General features: G+C 66.0%; 21 protein-coding genes. 17 read left to right on the forward strand and 4 right to left on the reverse strand.

Annotated features, from left to right (window positions below):
* Positions 1 to 89: 89 nt before the first annotated feature.
* Positions 90 to 518, reverse strand: coding sequence for a Holliday junction resolvase RuvX (ruvX, locus tag R2910_13455; protein MEZ4413990.1), 429 nt, complete (start codon positions 516 to 518; stop codon positions 90 to 92).
* Positions 519 to 541: 23 nt separating this feature from the next.
* Positions 542 to 1,789, reverse strand: coding sequence for a transcription termination factor Rho (rho, locus tag R2910_13460; protein MEZ4413991.1), 1,248 nt, complete (start codon positions 1,787 to 1,789; stop codon positions 542 to 544).
* A gap of 428 nt (positions 1,790 to 2,217) precedes the next feature.
* On the opposite strand from rho, the gene R2910_13465 reads away from it, so the two are divergent.
* The 13 genes from R2910_13465 to R2910_13525 all read left to right on the forward strand — a co-directional run bounded on the left by R2910_13465 (position 2,218) and on the right by R2910_13525 (position 16,045).
* Positions 2,218 to 2,505 (forward strand): hypothetical protein, encoded by a 288-nt coding sequence (locus tag R2910_13465; protein MEZ4413992.1) that lies wholly within the window; start codon positions 2,218 to 2,220, stop codon positions 2,503 to 2,505.
* Between the two features lies 1 nt (position 2,506).
* Complete coding sequence (locus R2910_13470) at positions 2,507 to 2,689, forward strand: hypothetical protein (GenBank protein MEZ4413993.1); 183 nt, start codon at positions 2,507 to 2,509, stop codon at positions 2,687 to 2,689.
* A gap of 227 nt (positions 2,690 to 2,916) precedes the next feature.
* Positions 2,917 to 4,881, forward strand: coding sequence for a M1 family metallopeptidase (locus R2910_13475; GenBank protein MEZ4413994.1), 1,965 nt, complete (start codon positions 2,917 to 2,919; stop codon positions 4,879 to 4,881).
* Positions 4,882 to 4,892: 11 nt separating this feature from the next.
* The gene (locus R2910_13480; protein ID MEZ4413995.1) at positions 4,893 to 5,933 is read left to right on the forward strand and encodes a low specificity L-threonine aldolase; all 1,041 of its coding nucleotides are present in this window, start codon (positions 4,893 to 4,895) and stop codon (positions 5,931 to 5,933) included.
* Between the two features lie 93 nt (positions 5,934 to 6,026).
* Positions 6,027 to 6,902, forward strand: coding sequence for a universal stress protein (locus R2910_13485; protein ID MEZ4413996.1), 876 nt, complete (start codon positions 6,027 to 6,029; stop codon positions 6,900 to 6,902).
* A gap of 275 nt (positions 6,903 to 7,177) precedes the next feature.
* The gene (locus R2910_13490; protein ID MEZ4413997.1) at positions 7,178 to 7,339 is read left to right on the forward strand and encodes a CBS domain-containing protein; all 162 of its coding nucleotides are present in this window, start codon (positions 7,178 to 7,180) and stop codon (positions 7,337 to 7,339) included.
* 1,425 nt (positions 7,340 to 8,764) lie between these two features.
* Entirely contained in the window at positions 8,765 to 10,606 is a 1,842-nt protein-coding gene (locus R2910_13495) for an asparagine synthase-related protein (protein ID MEZ4413998.1), read from the forward strand.
* 108 nt (positions 10,607 to 10,714) lie between these two features.
* On the forward strand, positions 10,715 to 10,855 hold the full coding sequence (locus tag R2910_13500) for a lasso RiPP family leader peptide-containing protein (protein ID MEZ4413999.1): 141 nt from the start codon (positions 10,715 to 10,717) through the stop codon (positions 10,853 to 10,855).
* 190 nt (positions 10,856 to 11,045) lie between these two features.
* Entirely contained in the window at positions 11,046 to 11,849 is an 804-nt protein-coding gene (locus tag R2910_13505) for a hypothetical protein (protein MEZ4414000.1), read from the forward strand.
* A 49-nt stretch (positions 11,850 to 11,898) separates the two neighbouring features.
* A complete protein-coding gene (locus R2910_13510; GenBank protein ID MEZ4414001.1) occupies positions 11,899 to 12,915 on the forward strand; it encodes an ABC transporter ATP-binding protein in 1,017 nt (338 codons plus the stop codon).
* The gene (locus R2910_13515; protein ID MEZ4414002.1) at positions 12,908 to 13,708 is read left to right on the forward strand and encodes an ABC transporter permease; all 801 of its coding nucleotides are present in this window, start codon (positions 12,908 to 12,910) and stop codon (positions 13,706 to 13,708) included. The genes R2910_13510 and R2910_13515 overlap by 8 nt, the downstream gene beginning before the upstream one ends.
* Positions 13,695 to 14,939, forward strand: a complete 1,245-nt coding sequence (locus R2910_13520) for a nucleotidyltransferase family protein (GenBank protein MEZ4414003.1) — start codon at positions 13,695 to 13,697, stop codon at positions 14,937 to 14,939. Before R2910_13515 ends, R2910_13520 begins: the two co-directional genes overlap by 14 nt.
* A 143-nt stretch (positions 14,940 to 15,082) precedes the next feature.
* A complete protein-coding gene (locus tag R2910_13525) occupies positions 15,083 to 16,045 on the forward strand; it encodes a polysaccharide deacetylase family protein (protein ID MEZ4414004.1) in 963 nt (320 codons plus the stop codon).
* 44 nt (positions 16,046 to 16,089) lie between these two features.
* Here R2910_13525 and R2910_13530 read toward each other — a convergent pair whose 3' ends face one another.
* Both R2910_13530 and R2910_13535 read right to left on the reverse strand, forming a co-directional pair.
* Positions 16,090 to 16,761, reverse strand: a complete 672-nt coding sequence (locus R2910_13530; GenBank protein ID MEZ4414005.1) for a hypothetical protein — start codon at positions 16,759 to 16,761, stop codon at positions 16,090 to 16,092.
* Positions 16,762 to 16,799: 38 nt separating this feature from the next.
* A complete protein-coding gene (locus R2910_13535; GenBank protein MEZ4414006.1) occupies positions 16,800 to 17,729 on the reverse strand; it encodes an alpha/beta fold hydrolase in 930 nt (309 codons plus the stop codon).
* Positions 17,730 to 18,055: 326 nt separating this feature from the next.
* Between R2910_13535 and R2910_13540 the strand changes: the two genes are divergently transcribed.
* Genes R2910_13540 through R2910_13555 form a run of 4 tightly spaced genes read left to right on the forward strand, consistent with a single transcriptional unit; the run spans position 18,056 to position 21,651 of the window.
* A complete protein-coding gene (locus R2910_13540; GenBank protein MEZ4414007.1) occupies positions 18,056 to 19,210 on the forward strand; it encodes a GNAT family N-acetyltransferase in 1,155 nt (384 codons plus the stop codon).
* Between the two features lie 8 nt (positions 19,211 to 19,218).
* Positions 19,219 to 20,712, forward strand: a complete 1,494-nt coding sequence (locus R2910_13545) for a hypothetical protein (GenBank protein ID MEZ4414008.1) — start codon at positions 19,219 to 19,221, stop codon at positions 20,710 to 20,712.
* Complete coding sequence (locus R2910_13550; protein ID MEZ4414009.1) at positions 20,693 to 21,199, forward strand: MaoC family dehydratase N-terminal domain-containing protein; 507 nt, start codon at positions 20,693 to 20,695, stop codon at positions 21,197 to 21,199. Before R2910_13545 ends, R2910_13550 begins: the two co-directional genes overlap by 20 nt.
* Positions 21,199 to 21,651: a hypothetical protein gene (locus R2910_13555; GenBank protein ID MEZ4414010.1), complete on the forward strand. Its 453-nt coding sequence runs from the start codon at positions 21,199 to 21,201 to the stop codon at positions 21,649 to 21,651. The genes R2910_13550 and R2910_13555 overlap by 1 nt, the downstream gene beginning before the upstream one ends.
* Positions 21,652 to 21,655: the final 4 nt, after the last annotated feature.

Consider the following 21,655-nt stretch of genomic DNA (forward strand, 5'->3'; position numbering starts at 1 on the left):
GGCGGGAATCACGACCTGTTCGAGGGGGGCGTCGGAGGCGGGGCCTCCACAGGCGGCGAGGAGGAGCAGGCCTCCGGCGAGCAGGCGCTTCATGGAGTGGGGGCGCGCCGGAAGTCGAGGTACTGCTGCAGGAGGACCGTGGCGGCGAGCGCGTCGACATCCGATTTCCGCCCCCGGGTGCTTCCCCCCATTTCCCGCACCGCGTCGAGCGCGATGGCGGTCGTGAACCGCTCGTCCGCCAACTCCACCGGCAGTCCGGTGCGCCGGCCGACATGGTCGGCGAGCGCGCGTGCCGCCTCGCTGGAGGGGGTTTCGGCGCCTTCGAGTGAAATGGGGAGTCCGACGACGATGCCGACCACCGGCTCGGCGTCGAGGAGCGCGAGCAGTTGCGGCATCGGGAAGCGCTTGCCGGCCCGGCGCGTCAGGGTGGTGAGGGGCGAGGCGAGGATCTGGCCCTCGTCGGAACGCGCCACGCCGAATCGAATCTCGCCCCAGTCCAGCGCCAGGATGCGACCCACGCGGGGAATGATGATCCGCGCCCCTACTGCGCCATCGTGGCGAAGAACTCCTTGTTGGTCTTGGTGCGCTTCATCCGTTCCAGCAGGAATTCGAGCGCCTCGACCGGCGGCATGTCGGCCAGGAAGTTCCGCAGCAGGTACACCCGGTTGAGCTCGTCCTTGTCCATCAGGAGCTCTTCCTTGCGGGTGGAGGTCTTCTGGATGTCGATGGCGGGGTAGATCCGGCGGTCGGCCAGGCGCCGGTCGAGGACCAGTTCCATGTTGCCGGTGCCCTTGAACTCTTCGAAGATGACTTCATCCATCCGGCTGCCGGTGTCCACCAGCGCCGTGGCGATGATCGTCAGCGACCCGCCGCCGTCGATGTTGCGCGCCGCGCCGAAGAACCGCTTCGGCTTCTGGAGCGCGTTGGCGTCCACGCCGCCCGAGAGAATCTTACCCGAATGCGGCACCACCACGTTGTGCGCCCGCGCCAGGCGGGTAATGGAGTCGAGGAGGATCACCACGTCGCGCCCATGCTCCACCAGCCGCTTCGACTTCTCGATGACCATGTCCGCCACCTGCACGTGCCGGTCGGCGGGCTCGTCGAAGGTGGAGGAGATGACCTCCGCCTTCACGTTCTCCTCCATGTCCGTCACTTCCTCGGGCCGCTCGTCGATGAGCAGCACGATCAGGACGATTTCGGGATGGTTCTCGCTGATGGCGTTGGCGAGCTTCTGGAGGAGGATGGTCTTGCCGGCCTTCGGCGGGGCCACGATCAGGCCGCGCTGGCCCTTGCCGATCGGGGAGAGGAGGTCGACCACCCGCATCGCGAGGTCGCCGGTGCTCTGCTCCAGCCGGATCCGGCTGTCGGGATACCGCGGCCGCAGGTTGTCGAAGGCGATCCGGTGCTTGGTCTTTTCCGGCTCCTCAAAGTTGACGCTCTCCACCTTCAGGAGCGCCAGGTAGCGTTCCCCCTCCTTCGGCGGCCGCACCTGGCCCATCACCGTGTCGCCGGTGCGGAGGTCGAAGCGCTTGATCTGGCTGGGGGAGACGTAGATGTCGTCGGGGCCGTAGAGATAGTTCCAGTCCTGGCTCCGCAGGAAGCCGTACCCCTCGGGCAGAATCTCGAGCACGCCCTCGCCCCGGATGACGGTGTCCGAGTCAAGCAGCGACTGCTCGATGCGGAAGATGAGGTCCTGTTTCCGGAGCCCCGAATAATTGGTGAGGTTGAGCTGCTCGGCGAGAGTCTGCAGCTCGGCGACGGACTTCTGTTTTAGCTCGGCGATATCCACGGATGTGGCTCCGAAACGGGGCGGCCAGCCCGACAAGGGCCGGTGGCAGGGAGGTGCGGGATGGAGATATCCAGTGCGGTGATCGGGTATTGACCGTCTATGGGGAGTGCCCCGCAAGGGCGGGGGCGACGTACTCGTGTCTCTGGGGAGATTGACTACAGATGCTTAGAGGTATCACCAAGCTACGGCTTCGCCAGAGATCCGTCAAGGAGCACGCCAAAGTTGGATTCGGGCTTGCCCGGGGTGCCGGCAACTCACACCTTCGGCCCCGCTGCCCCGCTGCCCCGCTGTCCCGCTGCCCCGCTGCCCCCCTGCCCAGCCTCCCAAAGCACTTTGGGACTATTGCGTAATTCCCACAATACCATATCTTTAGCGAGGTTCCACCTGACGGTAAGCCGTCCGCCAACGGCTTCTGGGGAGGCTTTGCTATGCCGGCACAGACGCTCCGTACCACCCTGGCCCGCGATGCCCGCGAGCCGGTCCTTCTCGACCTCCCGACCCTGACATACGCTGGACAGACCCTCACCGTCCGCCTCGTGCTGCGGCTCGACGAGCATCGCATCTGGCGCGGGAAGCTCCAGTTCCAGGCGGCCGATGTCGACGTGCCCCGCGAGACGTTCGAGATCTTCTGCGGTGCCCGGGAGCAGGATCTCTGGGAGTCGGTGCGGTCGCTCCGCGAGCATCACTTCCGCGACCTCTACCGTTCGCTCGAATAGCATGAGCGATACCGAAACAATCAATCGGCTTCGGCACGACCTGGCCAATCCCCTCTCCGCCCTGCTGGCGGAGGCGCAGCTGCTCCTCCTTAACGAATCCAAGCTCGACCCCGAGACGCTCACCAGCATTCGAGAAATCGAGGCGCTGGCCATCCGGATGCGGACCCTGCTCAGGGAGCGTTAGCGAATGTGTCGCCGTCCCGTCACCCGTCGGCCCCGTGCCGCGGTGCCGGTACGCCTCTCTCCCCGCGCTTGGTCGACACCGCGCTCGATCTGGCCTGGCCGCCGCCGCCCCCGGGGCCGGTCCAACATCCCCACCCGCTGAGCCGGACCCCCACCGTACCATTCTGCCTCCCACGCGCCTAGGTTACAGATTCCCTCTACCCCCCAACTCTCCGTCACGAGCGTTCGATGCGCATTCCAGTCCTCCTCCTCGCCACGTTGACCGCCGCCGGCCCGCTTGCCGCCCAGCTCCCTGAGCGCGCGGTCCGCCGGACCATCCCGATCACCAACGCCTTCCAGCGCGGGCTTCAGGCCGGCACACGCGACTCCACCGGCCGGCCCGGCGCCAACTACTGGCAGCTCCGGACCGACTACTCGATCGACACCCGCCTCGATCCCGTCACCGGCATCGTGTCCGGCCGGGAGACGGTGACCATCACGAATCCGAGCGACTCGGCGCTGACGATGCTCGCCATCCGTCTCGACCAGAACATGTTCACCCCGAAGGCGCCCCGGTCCCGGCCCGCGGCCGCGACCACCTCCGGGATGACGATCACCCGGATGAAGGCCAACGGGCGCGATATCAACGTGGACAGCCTGTCGCCTCTCTGGAACGAGACCACGCTGGTGCGGGTGCGACTCGAGACGCCGATCGCCGCCGGTGGGACCGGCACCCTGGAGGTGAGCTGGGCGTTCAAGGTGCCCGTCATCCCCGAGGGCACCCGGGGCGACCGGATGGGCGCCTGGGGCAACAAGCTCTTCCAGCAGGCCCAGTGGTACCCGCGTGTGGCCAACTACGACGACCTCCGCGGCTGGGACCGTGACCCGTATATGGGCGGTTCGGAGTTCTACAACAACTTCGGCAAGTTCGACGTCCGGATCGACGTTCCTGCCGGCTGGCTGGTCGGCGCCACTGGGCAGCTGGTCAACTCAGGCGACGTGCTCACCCCGATGGTCCTCGAGCGGCTGGGTCGCGCGACGGAAAGCGACAGCCAGATCGTGATCGTCGGTCCCGACGAGCGGGCGGCGGGCACCAGCACCGTGGCCGGCTCCCGGCTGGTCTGGCACTTCGTCGCCGACAGCGTGGCCGACTTCGCCTGGGCCGCTTCCAACGAATACGTCTGGGACGCCACCCGCGCGACGATTCCCGGTCGCGGACCGATCCCGATCTACCTCCTCTACCTCCCGGAGAACGGCCGGTACAAGCAGACCGGCGCCATGGCGCGGCACGCCCTCGAGTTCTACTCGAATCTGTGGATGCCGTACGCCTGGCCGGTCTTCACCCAGGTGGACGGGCCCGAGGGCGGCATGGAGTACCCGATGCTCACGATGAGCGGCCCGGGCTTCGGCGTGACCGACCACGAAATCGGGCACCAGTGGTGGCCGATGATGGTGGGCGTCAACGAGACCTGGTACGGGTGGATGGACGAGGGGTTCAACAGCTACATGAACATCCTCTCGGGCGCCGCCTACCAGATGAAGCCCGCCGAGTTGAACGGCGTCGGCCAGCGCTACGGCCGCATCTCGGGCAACGAGTCGGAAACCAACATGATGACCGACGCCAACTACGACGGACCAATGTACAGCTTCACCACGTATGGCAAGGCGCCGATGATGCTCTCGATGCTGGGCGGCATCGTGGGTGACTCGAACGTCACCCGCGCCATGTCCAACTATGCGAAGACCTGGCGGTTCAAGCACCCCTCGCCGTGGGACTTCATGTTCGCCATGAACCGCGAGTTCCAGATGGATCTCGGCTGGTTCTGGTACTACTGGCTCTTCACCACCGAGTCGTCCGACGGCTCGATTGCCTCCGTCACCAACTCCGGCGGCAAGACCTACGTGACCGTCAAGCAGGCCGGCGAGATGCCGGCGCCGGTCATCCTGCAGGTGGAGTTCGCGGCCGACGGTCCTGCCATCAAGCCGATGGCGAACGCCGTCGTCACCGGGAACACCGCCCTCGTCACCTATCCGGTGGACGTCTGGTTCAGTGGCAGCCGCTCCTTCGTGGCCGAGCTCAATTTCGGCGGCCGGAAGATCGAGCGGGTCACCTACGACCCGGAGCGGCGGTTCCCCGACAACAATCCGGCCGACAATACCTGGCCGGCGGAAGCGGCCCAGGCACCGACGACGGCGCCCACCTCGCCGCACTGAGTAGCATCCTGATGTCGCCGGCTCGACACTTTGCCAGCGACAATTCCGCCAGCATCCATCCGGAGGTGCTGGCGGCCATTGCGGCGGCCAACGAGGGGCATGCGTTGGCCTACGGCGCCGACCGCTGGACCGCGGCGGCGCTTGATTTGTTCCGGAAGGAGTTCGGCGACACGTCATCGACCGAACTGGTGTACGGCGGGACCGGGGCCAACGTCGTCGGCCTCGGCGCGCTGCTCCATCCGTGGGACGGCGTGCTCTGCGCCGCCACCGCGCATATCAACGTGGACGAATGCGGCGCGCCGGAGCGATTCCTCGGGTCCAAGCTCCTCCCGCTCCCGACAGCTGACGGGAAGCTCCGCCCGGAGCAGGTCAGGGCCGCCGCGTCGGCGGCCAGCATCGATCACGCCGCCCACCATGTCCGGCCCCGCGTCATCTCCATCAGCCAGTCCACCGAATACGGCACCCTCTACACCGCCGACGAAATCCATGCGCTCTCGGCGGTGGCCAGGGAGCACCACCTCCTCCTGCACATGGACGGGGCGCGCCTGGGCAACGCGGCGGCGGCGCTCGACCTCCCGCTCCGCGCCCTGACCGCCGATGTCGGGGTGGACGTCCTCTCCTTCGGCGGCACCAAGAACGGCGCCATGGCGGCGGAGGCGGTCGTCTTTTTCGATTCGGCGAGGGACGAGGCGGTCCGTTTCGGCCGCAAGCAGGCGATGCAGCTTCCCTCGAAGATGCGCTTCATCGCCGCGCAGTTCGCCGCCCTCCTGACCGACGGGCTCTGGCTGCGAAACGCCCGGCACGCCAACCGCATGGCCCGGCGTCTCGCCGAGGGGGCCGCCACGGTGCCGGGGGTCACGATCACGCAGCCGGTGGACGCGAACGCCGTCTTCGCCCGCTTGCCGAGGGGGAGGATCGCCGCGCTGCAGGCCCGGCGCTTCTTCTATGTGTGGGACGAGGGGGCGGGGGAGGTGCGGTGGATGTGTTCCTTTGATACCACCGAGGATGACGTCGACGCATTCATTGCGGAGCTGCGCGACACCCTCGCCTGAGTGCGGGCCGAAAGGCCCGTTCCATCTGATTTCAACATTCCTTCATACTCTGCGGCGCACGTTGCAGCATTCCCTCCATGAGGAGCTGCGCCTGTGCGCGCCATCGTGACACCGCTCGACGGATCCCGGCTCGCGGAGGAGTCGCTGCGGGCGGCCTGTGCCACGGCGCGTCGCGTCGGCGCGGTCCTGCACATGGTGCTTGTCCACCATCCCATCGCCCCCAACGCCGACTCCGCGGCGATGGCCACCGCCATCGACGAGATCGACCGCCTGGCCCGGGAGGGGGAAGAGCAGTACCTGGCGCAGGTGGCGGAGCGGATGCGGCTCGAGTACGGCATCCACGTCGAAACGAAGATCCTGGACGGCCCGGTCGCCGAGACACTCGGCGCATATGTGACGCGGCTTGGGGCCGGGCTGGTGGTGATGACCACGCATGGTCGGGGGGCGGTGAGCCGATTCTGGCTGGGGAGTGTGGCTGACCACCTGCTGCGGCATCTCGACGTGCCGCTGCTCCTCCTCCGGCACAAGGAGGAGCCGGTACATGACAGCCGCATGGCCTTCCGGAGGATGCTGATCGCGCTCGACGGGTCGGAACGGGCCGAGGCGGTCCTTGAGCCGGCGCTGGCGCTCTGTCCCCCGCCGACCGCCGAGATCGCGCTGCTGCGGGTGGTGGCGCCGGAGGCCAATGGGGCTGCGCAGGGCCGCGGCGCGGCGGCGGTCTATCTTGACGAAGTGGCCGACCGGCTGGAGCGCCGGGGGTGCCGGGTGAGCACCACGGTGGTGGTCTCGGACTCGCCGGCGCAGGCCATCCTCGACCAGGCGAGGCCGGAGGCCACCGACTGCGTGGCGATCGCGACGCGAGGGGCCCTGGGGGTCAAGCGGTTGATGCTGGGGAGCGTCACCGACAAGGTGGTGCGCGGGTCGGAAGTGCCGGTGCTGGCGCTTCATCCCCCCTTGGGGGAGGGCTGATCAGGGGCTTTCCGCTTCCGGGGCCACCGGCGCACCGGATGGACCAGTGCCCTGGGATGCGGATGCTCGGCCTCCCTGCTCCGCGGGATCCGGGGGCCAGCCAGGGGAATTCTGCAGGAGCTCGGGGGTCGAGGTGGGGGCGGGTATTCATGACTTGGAATCTGGAAGGGATGGTAAAGGGAGGTGATGACCCCGTGAAGCCCCGTTCACGACCAGTTCGGTCTGGGGACCAGTGCGGGGGTAGGTTGAGGGTGACTCTGCTTGGGGAGGTCATGATGCGGGTCAGTGAGCTGATGCAGTCGAACCTGGTGACGATCCCCAGCGATAGCCTGGTCTCGGAGGCCATCCTCTCCCTGGCAGACTCCCATGTGACGGGGTTGCCGGTGGTCGATGCCACCATGCACCTGGTGGGGGTGTTCTCCGCAGCGACATCCTGACGGCGCTGGCGGAGCGGGGTCAAGGACGTCGAGCCGGGGTGCTCTTTGAGGATGCTCGTGCGCGACCTGATGACGCCCGAAGCCGATGACCATCGAGCCCGCAGGCGGAGGTCAAGCAGGCGGCGCAGCAGATGTACGCAAACGTGCACCGACTTTTCGTCGAGAAGGACGGCGAGCTGCTCGCGGGGTCATCTCGCAGAGCGACGTATGGTTCGCGCGGTGGCCAACGCGCGGGTCTGACCCCGGAGAGTCTGCCTGAAGTGCACAAGCCCCGTTCTCCGAGAGGAGGGGCGGGGTGTTGTGTTTTCGTCCAGCAGGTGGCCCCCAGCGGACTGTGAGTGATGCCTCAACAGATCCTTCGACGCCATGGTTCGCGGCTCGCCAAGGCGCCCCGAGCTTCCGTTTTGGCGATCTCCACAAGCACTTGTGATGGATAGGTTTATGGTGTTCACGATGTGGGTTCGAGGCGAGGAACTACTTGCCCGATGGCTTGGCTGGCCGCTTTCCTACCTCGTTGCCAAAGGACGCATCTTTGTCTGAGATCGCACTCCCTCGGCTCACTCTGTGGCTCTTCAATTTGACGCCCACAGAGGCGGCAGATCTGGTCCTGGCGGTGGAATCTGCTCGCCGCGCTCTGGACCGTGCAGCGCCGTCCTCCCCGGGGAGTTGCTCAGGCCGTTGAGTGAGGCGCCGTCGACAACGGCGTTCGCAATGACGCCCGGCTGGAGCGCCTCGCCACCGCCGTGGATCGGGTCGCTTCGCTTTGGTGTCTTCCGGCCTGCCTGGTCGGGGCCGCGTCGCTGGAGCGCCAGATCCGCCGCGCCAACGCCGGATGCGGCGGTCGTGCGGGCTCGGAGTCAGGCCTGTCTCCGGCTGTTGGCGCACGCGTGGATCGAGCTCGACGGCCGGAGTTGTTGGTGATGAAATGGCGAGTGCGGCGCTACACCCCCTCCGCGACTTCTCTGCGCTCGCGGGTTGAGTTGCAACGACGCTTCCTGGCCGCAGGCCACGCTTGCTCCCTCACTACCTGGTGACACATGGCTGACTGACCTCGTGGATCAATGACGCCCCTTCCGACGCCCGCGCCCGCGGTCGTCTTCTACAGTGGAGGAGGGCGCCGTCCTGCTCTCCACTGAGCAGGAGATCCGCTGGTCTCAACGGGGTGGGTGCGCATCTGGGCGCTTCTTCCCCTGCGCACGATTCGCTCGAAGGCCTCTGCGCGGCGCTCGCGAAGGACTTCCCGGACGTCGACAGCGGAACTCCAGGCGGACGTCGTCGAGCTTCTTGGAGAGTTGAAGCAGAACGGCCTGGTCGCCCGAACCCGTTCCGCTCCCGCACCGCAGACCCGCGTGAGGCGGCCAGTTGAGCAGGTCTACGCGATCGTCCTTAAGCTCCAGGCTGCCTGCAGAAATCCGATTTCATCTCATGCCTTACGGGCCATTGCGTCGCGGCGCGGACGTCGATGACACCTGGAGCTCGCAGGGCTCCTGGATCGGAGCCTGCCGATACAGTACGGGAACTCGGCCCGGACTTCGCCGACGGTGTGCAAGGTGCTTGACGAGGGCGACCTCATCGTTGTGCTGGCGGCGGACGCCGGTCTCTATTATCGCGACGATCTCCGGAAAGCTCTGCGTGGGGCAAACATCGAACCGACAGGATCATCGCCGAGCCACCACGATCGCCGCGGCATACCGGGCGTGGGGGTGGAGGGTGAAGCGACTGGAGGGAGATTTCGCGTTCATCCTCTGGGATCGGCGAGAACATCTGCTGGTAGGAGCGCGTGACCTCCATGGCGGCCGGCCGCTCTTCTTCAGCCAGGTCGGGGACCAGCTGGTAGTCGGTTCATGTCTCACCGCCATGCTGGCGTATCCGCGAATCCCGCGCGACATCAATCGCGCCGCACTGGCGTGCAGCCTGATCAGCGCTGCGTCGACGCTGGTGGAGGAGACAGAATTCAGGGCCGTCAGTCGCGTTCCAGCCGGATGCATGGTGCGCTGGAGTCCCGGGCGTACGCCAGTCGTACAGCGGTTCGCTGAGGCGCCGCAGTTTGAGCGGCTGGACGACGTAGGCCCGCAGGAGGCCGCCGAACGCCTTCGTGAAGTGCTCGGTCAGGCGGTACGGGAGCGATTGGCCTCGAGTGGGGTGAGCTCGGTCTGGATGAGCGGCGGCTACGATTCCCCCGCAATCTTCGCGCTGGGTCGAACGAACAGGGGCGTGGGACAGGAGTTGCTCCCGGTCTCGATGAGCTACCCGGTCGGCGACAAGGGCCGTGAGGATGAGTTGATCGAACGGGTGGCCGGTCACTATGGTGCGCCTGTCGAGTGGGTGGCGCGTGCCAGTCTGCCCCCGCTGCCTGATCCGGCCGAGTGGGCCCGGCGGAGAGACCAGTGCGCCGCGCATCCCTACGAGAACTGGAACCGGGCACTGATGGCCGGCACGCGGCGGCTCGGCGCGCGGATAGCGCTCTCGGGCAATGGAGGCGACCAGTTCTTCGGTGTCTCCGGCATCTTCCTGGGGGACCTGCTCCGCCGGGGACATTGGGTTTCGCTGTGGCGTGAACTCAGGGCACTGGGCTTCGGCCCAAAGGGCCTGCGTCCGCTCTTCCACTGGGCGGTGAAGCCCAATCTCCCTCCGTACCTGCTGGAGGTGGCGCGCCGCCTGCGTGGGGGCAGACACCTCAAGCAACATCTTCAGCGTTCGGCCCCGGCGTGGCTTGGGGGAGGTCCGGCGCTTGCCGCGGACGTCCAGGCGCGACAGTGGAAGTTCTCCAACCGGAGGCCGGGGGAGAGTCTTGCGTCGGCCGAGGCCGCGTGGTATCTCCACACCTCCGCGGGGCAGCAGATCGTCAGTCTCGTGGGTGAATTTTCTTTGGGCGGGGGAGTCGAGTCGCGGTCACCGATGTACGATGGGCGCGTGTTGGACCTGATGTCTCGCCGTCCCCGGGAAGACCGCTACTCGATGGCGGAGAACAAGCGACTGCTGAGGCAGGCACTCGCAGGCCTCCTCCCGGCCGAACATCTCGCGCCTCGCAGCAACCGGACCGGACTCCCCGGCGGCTATCTCGTCGATGAACTGCCAGCCGTGCTGCCGGAGTGGTTTGACCGTCTGGGGAGCGACATGCGCCTGGCTGACCTGGGGTTGGTTCAGCCTCGGGAGCTGCGGCAAAGTTTGGATCGCTACCTCCGGAACCCGCCCTGGGAGAGCAGCGAGGGGGTGGCTGTGTTCGACGTCCTCTCGGCGGAGTATTGGCTCCGCAGCCATCCCTGATGCGCAGGCAGGCCCGAACCTTGCAAAAGTGCAATCGTTGGCATGCTTTCCGGATCTGGGCGGGTGCCAGCATTTCTCCCAGAAATCCCCTGTTTCAGGAGGTGCTGCATGTATCAGAAGCCCACGCTCCAGCGGTTCGGGTCGCTGAGGGAACTCACCCTGGCGGGCTTTGAGGGTGCCGATGACGGCCTCTTCAAGTTCATCGACGGGAACCTCGGTTGCACCTTCAACGGCACGAACTGCAGCTGAAGCCAAGGTGGGGAAGCTACTTAGCTTCCCCTCCGGTTTTCCCCCTGTGAATTGGTACCGCGCCTACGGTCAGCTCCTCTCGGCCGACTTTTCCCTGCCGGAGCTGCGCCGCGCGGACCCCGGCGTAGCTGCCTGGACCATATCCATGGCGGGGCCGGCCCAGCGTGGTCGGCGTCCAACAGGTGTGGTAATGGGCAGCCAACACCTGTACGAGAATTACGCAGCAACCCTCTATCAGATGGCCGGTGGCTGGCGGATCATCGTCGATGATACCGCCGAGTTCAGCCTGAACCAGGACGGTTCGGTCATCACTGCCAGTCCCTACCCCGATGGATCGCCGGACTTTCTTCGGGCGCACCTCCTTGGCCGGGTCCTTGCGACCAGCTTGCACTTCCGCGGGCAGCTCGTGCTCCACGGCTCCGCGGTGAGCCTGGCTGAAGGCGCGGTTGCGTTCATGGCTCCCAAGGGATCGGGTAAGTCCACCCTTGGTCTGGCACTGACCGCCGCCGGTGGGCGACTGCTCTCCGACGATGCAATCCCAGTGGTGTTGGATGAGCAGCCCGTCGTCTGGCCCGGCGTTCACAGCATCCGGATGCATGCGGACATCGCGCACCGTTTTGCCGGTCGCCTGCCCTCCGAGCAGCGGCCCGACGGGAAGTTCGTCCTGACGGACCTGCCGGACGACCAATTGGAGGAGTGCGCGTGTCCCCTGTCCGCCATCTATCTGCTCACCCCGGCCAGCAGCATCGCGAGTGGGGCCTCCGTGTACCGGGCCCAACTCCCCACGCCGACCGCCACTGCCGCGCTGGTGGGCCAGAGCAAGATTCCGGAGATGCTCGGGCCCGGGGAAGGGCCGGAGTTGTTGCGAAGGGCAGCCTGGGTGGCATCGAGGGTCCCGGTCTATCGACTGGCGGTCCTCCGGGACATGGCATCGCTCTCCGAGGTCGCCGCACAGTTGGTCGACTGGCACGGCGGCCCCGCCCCGGTGCCCTGAGCTCGCCGCGACTCCCCGATTGGAACAATCCTCCGTCAGATCAAGCGGAATGACCGAACCCGCCTTGCAGGTCGATGGGCTGGCGAAGCACTACCACGTCCGCCGCCCCCTGCGCGAGACCCTGCTCCATCCCCGGAGTGGGGCAACAGTCGCCGCGCTGCGCGACCTGAGCTGCGAAGTGGCTCAGGGCGAGTTCTTCGGATTCCTCGGCGAGAACGGGGCCGGGAAGACCACCTTTTTCAAGATTCTGGCCACCCTGGTCATCGCGGACCGCGGTCGCGTCCGGATCCTGGGCACGGACGTGACCCGGGATCCCGGCGCCATTCGCCAGCTGGTCGCACCGGTCTTCGTCGGTGAGCGGTCGCTGAACTGGCGTCTCTCGGCAACCGAAAATCTCGTATTGTACGCAGGGCTCTATCAGCTGCCTGGACGCGTGGTTGCGGGCCGGGTCGATGAGTTGCTCTCCGTCGTGGGTTTGTCCGGCCTCGGCGATCGGCTGGTCGGCACCTTCTCTTCGGGTATGAAGCAGCGGCTCATGCTCGCCCGGGCGCTCCTGGCACGGCCGCGGGTGCTGCTCCTCGATGAACCGACGCGAGGGCTCGATCCGATTGCGGCTCGCCAGTTCCGGAGGTTTCTCAAGGAGGACATCGGGCAGAGCCAGGGGTGCACCGTTCTCCTGGCTACGCACGACCCCGATGAAGTCCGGGAGCTGTGCGGCAGGGTCGGTGTCATGCACCGCGGTCGGCTGGTCGGTGTGGGAACACCGGGTACGCTCGCCGCCCAGCTCGGCTTCCACCGATACCGGGTGGTGACGACCGAGCCGGGCCACCCGGCCATCGAGCGTCTCGCCGTGGGGGAGGTGCGACTTGGGCAGGCGGTCGACCTGGGCGACGGATGGAGTGCCCGTGAGCTGGATCTTCCTGAGGGTGAAGGGGTCTCGTCGTCGGTGCTCGCCGCACTGGTACAGGCGGGTGTCCCTGTCGCGCGCTTCGAACAGATTGAGCTGCCGCTGGCGGATCTGCTCGAACGGGTGACGCAGGCCGGAGGGGAGTTCCCCGATGCGTGAGATCGCGGCCCTCTTCCGCGCCGCGTGGCTGACCGCGTTGAGCTACCGGATGAACCTGCTTTTTTCCCTCGCTGGGTTGGGGGCGATGCTGGTGCCACTCTATTTCGTGGCCGGGGCGCTGCAGCCGGTCGCGGCCGAGTCCATCGCCACCGAGGGTGGACAGTACCTCGGATTCCTCATCATTGGAATTGCCACACTCGGTTTGCTCAGTACGGCGCTGCTCGGACTTCCAAAGGCAATCATCGGTGGAATCGGTTCCGGCGTGCTGGAGACGATGCTGGCCACCCCGGCTCGGCTCCCCGCCCTCTTGTTCGGGTTTATCGCGCAGGAATTCAGCTGGGGAGTGGTGCGGACGGCAGTGACTCTCCTCATTGGTGCGGGGATGGGCATGTCAATGCACCTCGCGGGGCTCCCCTACGCCACGCTGGCGATTGCGCTCACCCTCCTGGCCTACTTCGGGATGAGCCTCGCACTCTCCGCGATGATCCTGGTCTTCCGGACTATGGGCCCGCTCGGCAACGGTATCGCGACGGCGTCCTCACTGCTGGGTGGTGTCTACTACTCCGTCAAGGTGATTCCTTCCTGGATTCAACAGCTCTCATCGGTTGTCCCCCTCACCTATGGCCTCCGCGCGGCCCGGCGTGCCCTGCTCTCCGGCGCACCGTTCGCTGAACTGCGCCCTGACCTCCTGGCCGTCGCCGGCTTGGCCGTTCTTGCCCTGGCGCTCGGCGGAGCGCTCTTTGCTGCCGCCCTCCGGCACGCGCGGCGGGAGGGATCCCTTGGCCAGTACTGAGGCAAGTCTCGCGGCCGAGGCACGGCCCGAGGTCCGACTTCTCCTCGCCACTGGTGGCGGCGAGGATCAGGACGACGTCATCGTCAGGGCGGCGTCCGGGCCAATCGACTGGGAGCGCTTCCTGATGTTCGTGCGCCGGGAGCGGGCGGCCTCGGTGGTCTGGCCCCGGCTGCGGAGGCTGTGTCAGGACAATATCCCGGCCACGGTCAGAAAATGGCTCCAGCGCGAGGCGCTGCTTGGCGACGTCCGGATGACGAGGCTTAGCGCTCGTCTGGACGAGACCCTGAACGCCCTGACCACGGCTGGCATCCCAGTGGTCCTGCTCAAGGGCGCTGCACTCGGCCGGACCATCTACCGCTCACTGCCACGCCGACCGATGCTAGATCTCGATATGCTCGTCCCTGATCAACAGGTGCGCTCGGCCCGCAACGCCGTCCTGGCCACCGGATGGGAGCCCGGGCCCTACGAGGAACTGGGCGAGACGTTCTATCGGGACCACTGTCACCTCCCGCCGTTCTATGATCAAGCCGGTGGCGACTTCAGCCTCGAACTGCATTGGGATCTTCTCTTCCGGGGGCACCCCTTCTCGCTCGATGTGCGACAGCTCTGGGATCGTTCTCATCCTCTGCCCGATGCCCCGCTGGTGCGGGTGCTGGACACCTCGGACACGGTGCTCCATCTCGCCATCCACTTTGCGTGGGGGCATATGCTGAAGTCGGCAGCCTGGCGGACGTTCAGGGACTTGCGGGCCCTCGTTGATGAAGGCGATGTGAACTGGGACCAGATTGTATCGGAGGCTCACCGGGTGCGGGCCGCCAGCTGTTGCTACTGGACCTTCAGCATGGCCCGCGCGTGGACCGGGGTGCCGGTGCCGGCGTGGGTCACCGATTCACTTCGACCGCCCCGCTCCCCACGAGGAGTCAGGGTATTGGAACGGCATTTTGTGGAGCAATGGTATCCCGCCGGGACTGAGCGCCCGCATCCGCACCTCGAAAAGATGCTGTGGCGTGCAGCGATTCGCCCTAGGTGGTCAGGGCATGGCGGAGTCGTGCCATGGCAGCGTGATGCTCATTTCAAGCCGGACCGGGCCGAGCCCCAACCCCTGGAGACGTCTAGGGGAAAGGCGCTGCGGTACATGAGGGAATTCCGAGACTCCCTCCGATACCTGCGCGGGATCCTGACACGGATTGGTGGCCCGGGTGAACCCGTTCGTCCCCGGAGGCAGATGTGAGGCATGTCGTGGGCGGGCGGGGACGACAGCCCTGTGGTGCCTCTCCCTTGCTTCGTAACGCCGCTACCGCGGCGGTCGGGCCGCATCGCTAGAGGGTTTCGGCTCGGACTGTCATTGATATTCCAACGCAGGATGATATTGCCATGGTCGCAGCGAAGTTGCTTGTCACAATCGACACCGAAGAGGATGAGTGGGGAGCCTTCGGCCTCGCCCGCTACTCCGTGTCAAACATTGAGCGATTGACTCGCCTCCAGGAACTCTTCGATCGGTTCGGGGTTCGGCCGACCTACCTGGTCACCCAGCCGGTTACCGAGGCTGAGTCGGCCATCGAGGTGCTCGCGCCGATCCTCGAGCGTGGTGGCTGTGAAATCGGGTCGCATTGCCATCCCTGGAACACCCCTCCGCAGGTCGAGGACCGCACACCCCGGAACTCGATGCTCTGCAATCTCCCGGAAGATCTGCAGTACCAGAAGCTGAAACATCTGAAAGAATCAATTCGCGCCGCGTATGGCGTGACACCCACGTCATTCAGGGCCGGGAGATGGGGTTTCGGTGCCTCGGTCGCGAGGAATCTGGCCCGACTTGAGTTCGTGGTCGACTCTTCGATCACGCCATACCTGACGTGGGAGGCTATAGAGGGTCCGGACTTCGATCGAGAGTATCCGTCCGAGCAATACCGGATGTCGACCGATGACATTGCGCTGGAGGACAAGCGGTCTCAGTTGGTGGAGATCCCCACCACAACGGGCTTCACGGGCGCGCTCGCCGGCGGGGGATACCCGATCCACCGGGCCATCTCACGCGCCCCGCTCACCTGGATCAGGGCACGTGGAATCGCCTCACGACTCGGTCTCTTTCGCACGACGTGGCTCTGCCCCGAGATGACCGATGTGAAGGAGATGATCGACCTCTCGAATCGGGTTCTCTCGCACGGCGGAACCACCCTCAACTTGATGTTTCACTCAACCACGCTGACCGCTGGTTTGACGCCCTTTGTCCGAACCGGGGCAGATGAAGTTGCGTTCCTTGGGAGAATTCGCGCCTACCTGGAGTACTGCCGGGTCCGCGGTATCGGGTCTGCCACACTATCCGAGAGTGCGTCGTAGTAGTAAACATCTGTCAGTGCCGACAGTCTCATGCGTCGACCAATCTACAGGTTCGATGGTAATCTTCGGATCCCAAGCTGCTTGAGTTCTTGGGACACCAATACTATGAAGTGCTTCTTGGACCCGATGAGCGTGAGGCGCCCCAGCCGCTGGTAGCCGCTCTTGGACTGCCCCTTCTTGGAGCTGAAGTTCGTCGCGTCGACGTATCCGATCATCCCCGCCTTGTCACGCCACTCGGGGCGGTTCAGGACCTCATGGTGTCGAAAGGGTTGGAGACCGTACCCACGGTACTCCGGAGGGGTGAACCCCGCGAAGTTGTACGCGTAGTTGCCCGGAATGCTGATCCGGAGCCCGGGAATCAGGAGGGGCCGTCCAAGCGTGTGGACCCAGGTATATCCGGCAATCTTGCCGTCGACGGTGCTGAGGAGGCAAGCGTCGCCGTTTCGAAATCCATCAATCAGTTCGTCCCCGATGTGCCAACCTCCCTCGTGCCTCATCCGTTGCAGGTCTGCCTCGGTGGCGAGACGGGACCCGTGCCTGGCGTACTTGGCTGGGTCAAGGGGCAGCAAGTGCTCCCGGGTCAGGAAGATGACATCGAAGCGCCGGATGTGCAGGAGGCGATTCACGATCTCGTAGAGAAATTGCCAAGCGGCCTTGCCATACCCGACCCGACTGGCTTCACTCTTGAAGTTCCTGATGATGTTCGGTAAGTCCATGATGACGCCTCCCTCTTCCAGGCGACAGCGCCCCGGGTTTAACGATCGCCTTGGCTGACAAGCAGCGGCCTCACCGCCTCGACGGCCTCGGTAGGCGAGGCGCCCCGGTTCAGCTGGCAGGCCAGGAGTCCGATCAACTCGGCCCGGCGCTCGTTCAGGGCGTGCCCGACGTCTGCAGACAGCGGCAGCAACACGGCACCCGGGATGGCCCGGGTCACGGAATCAGCGTACTCGAAGGGGACGGCCGGATCTCCGCGAGACCACACGACGAGGGTCGGAGCTTGGATCGCGGGGAGCGCGGCGGCCCAGGAGCCGCCGTACGAGGCGGTGACGGTGAGTGCCTGGAGTGCCCTGCTCGTGGGATAGAGTCGTCGATACAGACCGCTTGCCGCGACCCGGGTTGCGAGGGTATTGGCGAGTCCCCGCCGGTACAGAAACCGAAAGCGACCACCGTAGGTGAGAGCGCCGGGGTATCCGGATGGTGCCATGAGCATCAGCGAGCGGACTCGCTCGGGGTACTTGGCAGCGATCCAGGCGGCCAGTGATCCGCCCATCGATCCGCCGATCACTGTCACCTGGGAAATGTGCTGGGCGTCCAGGAATGCGATGATTCGATCCGCTTGGTCGGGCAGGGCGAAACTGGCCGTTGGCCAATTCGAACCCCCGTAGCCAGGTACATCTATGCGAATTGCCTGCCCGCATCGACGGAGTTGTGGCCAGGACGGATTCCAGACGGCGAGCTGGTTGTTGTACCCGTGGAGGAGAAGCATGATGTTGCCTGAGTCGCTGGTGCGCTGATAGCGAATCATCCCGGGGCCAACGGCCGTGGTGACCGCACCCTCGACCTCGATCAGCTCAGGAGCGCGGCCGGAAATCGCCGCCAAGACGGGGAAGGCGGCCGCCGTCACGAGGGCGATCGAGCAGGCGGCTGCCGCAAGGGCGAGCCAGAGGTGCGGGGCCGATCTCATCATCTGCTCCATGTTGGCGTCCGCGGGCTGACAAGTGCGGGCACTGGAGAGTCGGACGGACGTGCAACGCATTGCACGCCACGGATGCCGGCTGGGAGCCTGGCCGAACCGGCACGGGGCGGCTGAGTTGCAAGGCGCATGGGATGTGCCGCTGCCCGTACGCGACTGGCACGGACGATGCGCTCTGGGGGGCCTGCCCCTAATTGTAATCCGGCCGGAGGCCTTTTGACGATGCGGACTGCTCCACGCATTGAATTCGCCCAACTTTGGGCGTTCCTTCCATTTGCCGGGTCGTCTTTCAGCATGGCCGTCAGGTGAGCGCCGGGGTGCCGACCTCGAGACCGGCGATCGACCTCGTGAGGTATTGGAGCGAGGAGGAGTTTGCCGAATCCCAGTCCGTCTGGGACGAGCTCCGGGGCCGCTCGGTCGCCGACCCCTTGTTTATGGCGTGGGACTGGCAGTGGTTGTGGTGGCAGCACCACAGGGACCTGATGGGCGGCAGCCTGGCCATTGTTGCCTGCTATGCGGGCGGGGAGCTCGTGGGTCTCGCCCCGTTCTACCTCCACACGGCCACCCATCGCGGCAGGGTGCGTGCCAGCAGGCTCGAGCTGATCGGGTCCACCTTTCGCGACGGCCGGGGCGTCTTCTCCGAGTATCTCGACATCATCGTGGACCGTGACCGAGCCGCTGAGGCGTGCGCGGCCATTGCGGGGCATCTACTGGCGGACCGGCGCTGGGACGGCCTGGTGGTGGGGAATACGCCGACCACGGGCCCCGCCGCGCAAATGATCCGCCACCACTTCGCGCAGGGCTGCCTGGTTCGGGAGATCGATCCGCTCGAGTCCCATGTCGTGGAGCTTCCCCGGGGCTTCGCGAGTTACCTCGGCACGCTGTCAGGCAGCATGCGCCGAAAGCTCTGGAATCAGCGCAGCAAGCTCGTCGATCCCGTCCTCGTCGTGGCCGGGCCGGATCAGATTCACGGCGTGTTTCACCAGATTGACGCGTTTCACTTGCGTCGCTGGAACTCCCCCCAGTACGTCGGTGCCGCCCGCGCGTTCCATTTCGCGCTCGCCCCCATGCTGCTGAAGCGCGGTGCCCTTCGCCTGAGCACGCTCTACTCCGCCGGCACTCCCATCGCGGTCATGTACAACGTCCGGCTGGGAGAGACTGAGTACAACCTGCAATCGGGGTTCGATCCGGAGCGGTCGACGGGCCTCTCCCCAGGATATCTGCACTTTGGCTACTGCATGGAAGCGGCGTGTCATGAGGGTGTGCAGCGGTTCGACCTCCTCGCCGGTGAAGGAAGGTTCCGGCAGTACAAACGGGATTTCAACAGCACGGAGGTTCCCCTGATCACTTTTCAGGTGATCCGGGCGCGACGGCTCAAGTTCTTGTACAGCGTCTATACAATCGTGGCCGGCGGGTCGTGGCGGCTCCGGCGCTCGCGTCGGCCTGACTCAATGCTGATGGAGGCGCAGTGAAGGAGCGCATGTCTGGAATCAGCGGGTTTGCTGGATATGTCCCTCCCTACCGGGTCTCGCTTGAGGACTGGTGCGGATGGACAGGCAACTCCTGGGAGAAGACGCGAGCGGTCATCGGCGACGGCTTCCGAATGCCCGGACCGGATCAGAATGCCTACACCATGGCTGCCGAAGCCGCCTTGCGCCTCATTCTCGAGCACGAGGTCGATCCGCAAGCGGTGGGGTACCTCGCCTTGGGCACCGAGTCGAGTACCGACAATGCCACGTCCGGGGCCATCGTGGTGCGCGGCTTGATCGATGCTGCGCTGGCGGCGCGCGGCCTACCGCCCTTGGCGCGCGACCTCGAGGCGCCGGAGATCAAGCAGGCATGCCTTGGCGGTATCTATGGCATCAAGGGGGCTCTGAGATACCTCCAGGTTGATGGCGACAGGCGGTCGGCCATCGTGATTGCGTCTGACATCGCCGAGTACGCCCGTGGAAGTTCAGGCGAACCAACCCAGGGGGCCGGGGCGGTTGCGATGCTCATGGAACACGACCCCAAGCTGCTCGCTATTGACTTGCGCCGGTCGGCGAGCGCTTCCCGGTATCGGGCGCTCGATTTCCGAAAGCCCTTCAGCCGCTATTGTGGCCAGGAGCCCCTGGCGGGGCGCCGATTGCACGACTTCCCCGTATTCAACGGCAAGTATTCCACGGCCTGCTACATCGACGAGACGATCGCTTCTCTCGATGCCTTCTTCGCCCGCGGCCGCCGCGGCGCGCGGGCGGCCTACTACCGCAACCTCGGGGCGGTGTTTATGCACCGTCCGTATGACCGTATGCCCGTCGCCGCCTGGACGCTTGGCTACATCTTTGCCCTCGCGGCGGACGGGGCGACCGGACAGGCGGAACTTGCCGAGTACGCGGCGGCTGCCGATGTGAACTTGCAGGCCCTCCTCGACGAAATGAAGGAATCCCCTGATTTGCTTGGCCAGGCGCTCGAAGGCGACCTGGTTGAGGAACCGTTCCCCCTGGCGGCACGGCTGGCGAGAAGCTTTCGGGCGGCGCCTGCCTATCGGGCCGTCGTCACGGAAAAGATGACCCTCGGCTCACGGGTGATGCGGGAACTCGGGAACCTCTACGCGGCCGCCCTCCCCGCGTGGCTGGCGGCAGGTCTGGAGGAGGCGAGCGAGAAAGATGTCGACCTTCATGGAAAAGACATCCTCCTCATCGGCTACGGCAGTGGCGATGCCTCGGAGGTGCTGGTTGCCACGGCGGCCGCGGGATGGCGTGTGGCCGCCGCGAAATCCGGGATGACGGCGGCCCTGCGCGATCCGGTAGACTTGGACGCCGTAGAGTATGCGGCATTGCACGACGGCTCTTCCGCCGGAATGCCATTGCAGGAGGAGGTGGGATTCGCCATCGATCGGGTCGGCACTATCGACACACTCCGTCTCCAGGACACCGGCATTGAGTACTACCGCTACCGTGAGGAGGGAATGGCAAGTGCCCGAACCCGGACCTGACTCGGTTGCCGGACCGGTGCCGGCGGCTGCGCGGGCGCTCATTGGGCGAAAGTCTGTCCGCCAGTACGCGGTCACAGCGCGGGACATCAAACGCTTCGCGCAGGCAATCGGTGAGTCCAACCCGGTTCACTTCGACGAGGCTGCGGCTCGCGCAGCAGGCCACGCAACGATTGTCGCCCCGCCCCTGTTTTGCCAGGCGATGACCTTCGAGGACCTTCCTATCGACCAGCTTCCCGCCGATGGCTCCCCAGCGGAGCTGGCCGTCCCGCTCCCCGCCGAGCGCACCGTCGGCGGCGGGAGTGAGTATCGCATTCACCGGCTGGTTCGGGCGGGGGAGGTGGTCACCGTGAGTACGGCGCTCCGGGGAGTCACCGTGAAGAGCGGCAAGAGTGGACCCTTGTATCTCGTGGTGGTCGAGACCGAGTTTGCCGATGCGAGCGGCCAGCCCATCGCGTCGGAACTGGCCACCTACGTGAAGCGCCGCTGATGTCGCCGCGCCAACCGTCCGCCTCGCCCGAGGCACCCGCCTGGCACGCAGGAATCGCCCTTCCGCCCCTGCTCGTGGTGCCTACGCGCGCCCACCTCTTCATGTTCAGTGCCGCCACCTGGAATCGGCATCACGTGCACTACGACCAGGCCGCTGCCGTTCGAGAAGGCTTGCCCGACGTCGTCGTGCACCGCGGATTGGTGGGGAATTACTTTGCACGGCTGTTGACAGGGTGGATGGGCGATCAGGGTGGGTGCATTGCCAACCTGTCGTGGCGAATGCTGCGAAGCGCCGTTCCCGATGCGACCCTGGCCTGCCGGGGGAGGCTCATCGCGGTCGAGTTCATCGGCAGTGACGAGGTAGCGACCTGCGAACTGGAAGCCGTGGACGAGGCGGGGGCCGTGATCGCGACCGGGCAGAGCACGCTGCGCCGTGCACGGCCGGCAAGGTAGGCAC

The sequence above is a fragment of the Gemmatimonadales bacterium genome (assembly GCA_041390145.1).
Classification (GTDB): Bacteria; Gemmatimonadota; Gemmatimonadetes; order Gemmatimonadales; family GWC2-71-9; genus SPDF01.

Excerpts from the sequence above, each read along its gene's own strand:
- R2910_13465 (MEZ4413992.1), top strand. The coding sequence starts at position 2,218 with ATGCCGGCACAGACGCTCCGTACCACCCTGGCCCGCGATGCCCGCGAG.
- R2910_13470 (MEZ4413993.1), top strand. The coding sequence starts at position 2,507 with ATGAGCGATACCGAAACAATCAATCGGCTTCGGCACGACCTGGCCAAT.
- R2910_13475 (MEZ4413994.1), top strand. The coding sequence starts at position 2,917 with ATGCGCATTCCAGTCCTCCTCCTCGCCACGTTGACCGCCGCCGGCCCG.
- R2910_13480 (MEZ4413995.1), top strand. The coding sequence starts at position 4,893 with ATGTCGCCGGCTCGACACTTTGCCAGCGACAATTCCGCCAGCATCCAT.
- R2910_13490 (MEZ4413997.1), top strand. The coding sequence starts at position 7,178 with ATGCGGGTCAGTGAGCTGATGCAGTCGAACCTGGTGACGATCCCCAGC.
- R2910_13495 (MEZ4413998.1), top strand. The coding sequence starts at position 8,765 with ATGCCTTACGGGCCATTGCGTCGCGGCGCGGACGTCGATGACACCTGG.
- R2910_13500 (MEZ4413999.1), top strand. The coding sequence starts at position 10,715 with ATGTATCAGAAGCCCACGCTCCAGCGGTTCGGGTCGCTGAGGGAACTC.
- R2910_13505 (MEZ4414000.1), top strand. The coding sequence starts at position 11,046 with ATGGGCAGCCAACACCTGTACGAGAATTACGCAGCAACCCTCTATCAG.
- R2910_13510 (MEZ4414001.1), top strand. The coding sequence starts at position 11,899 with ATGACCGAACCCGCCTTGCAGGTCGATGGGCTGGCGAAGCACTACCAC.
- R2910_13515 (MEZ4414002.1), top strand. The coding sequence starts at position 12,908 with ATGCGTGAGATCGCGGCCCTCTTCCGCGCCGCGTGGCTGACCGCGTTG.
- R2910_13525 (MEZ4414004.1), top strand. The coding sequence starts at position 15,083 with ATGGTCGCAGCGAAGTTGCTTGTCACAATCGACACCGAAGAGGATGAG.
- R2910_13530 (MEZ4414005.1), bottom strand. The coding sequence starts at position 16,761 with ATGGACTTACCGAACATCATCAGGAACTTCAAGAGTGAAGCCAGTCGG.
- R2910_13535 (MEZ4414006.1), bottom strand. The coding sequence starts at position 17,729 with ATGAGATCGGCCCCGCACCTCTGGCTCGCCCTTGCGGCAGCCGCCTGC.
- R2910_13545 (MEZ4414008.1), top strand. The coding sequence starts at position 19,219 with ATGTCTGGAATCAGCGGGTTTGCTGGATATGTCCCTCCCTACCGGGTC.
- R2910_13555 (MEZ4414010.1), top strand. The coding sequence starts at position 21,199 with ATGTCGCCGCGCCAACCGTCCGCCTCGCCCGAGGCACCCGCCTGGCAC.